Below are 1,043 nucleotides of genomic sequence, written 5' to 3'. Positions count from 1 at the left end.
AATTATTTTATTATTAATCCGACATTTGGAGAGAAACTTCTTGGTATATTCCCTTATCTTGCAGTTGCAGTCTTAATTGGCTTTACTTTGAAAGAGCAAACTTCTTCAGCTACATTAATTACGGGAAATTGTATTGCTTTTGTATTTGTACTGATTCGTCATACAATCGTACGAATGCAAAACAAAGAGTTAACTAAAACATTAAAAGTGTTTAATAATCAATTAGAACAAACAGTATCTCAAAGAACAAGGGATTTAATAAATAAATCTAATGATTTAGTAAAAAATCAAGAGAGATTTAAGTCATTATATGAGTATCATCCGGATCCTATTTTAACGATTGATTCAAACGGTATCGTATTAAATATAAACCAGGCTGGAAGTATGTTATTAGGAAAAGAAAGTGCTGCATTAATAGGGAAAGAGTGCTTCTCTATTTTTTTAGATGAAGATAAATCTGAATTGGAAGCAGCTATAAAGAAAGGGAAACGATGTAGTTCATCTTCACTACAGTTACGTGTGAAAAATAACAATGAGAAGGATATACTCTTTTGGTATGTCACTATAGTTCCTATTATGATAGAAGGACAAACCTTTGGGAGCTATGTAATGGTAAAAGACATAACAAGGATGAAACAACAACAGGAAGAGATAAATTACCTTGCATTCCATGATACGGTGACGGAGATTGGAAATCGTATATTCTTCCAACAAGAATTAGATAGATCTATTAAGCGTGCACAAAAAACGCAGGATAAGTTTGGGCTCCTGTATATTGATTTAAATCGCTTTAAGACTATTAATGATACATTGGGTCATTCGATTGGTGACAAGGTTTTAAAAGAAGTTGCCAAACGTTTTAGGACATGTCTGTCACCGACTATTCCTCTAGCAAGAATAGGTGGTGATGAGTTTGCGATCATTGTCCATAACCAAACAGAGCAACAGCTATTGGATTTGTGTAAAACTCTATTTCGTATAACTGAAGAACCATTTGTAGTAAATCAGCATAGTTTTTACTTATCTCTTAGTATAGGAATAGC

The 1,043-nt window shown here is 32.8% G+C and carries 1 protein-coding gene; it reads left to right on the top strand.

Features of this window, described 5'->3' with window-relative positions; all coding sequences use genetic code 11:
• Positions 1–1,043: diguanylate cyclase domain-containing protein (locus tag ACTFN4_RS30390; RefSeq protein ID WP_439963344.1), on the top strand; the 1,043-nt coding region annotated here is incomplete at both ends.

The sequence above is a fragment of the Bacillus cereus group sp. MYBK95-2 genome, assembly GCF_051915225.1.
Lineage (GTDB): Bacteria > Bacillota > Bacilli > Bacillales > Bacillaceae_G > Bacillus_A > Bacillus_A cereus.
This window is presented reverse-complemented; position numbering and strand designations above follow the sequence as displayed.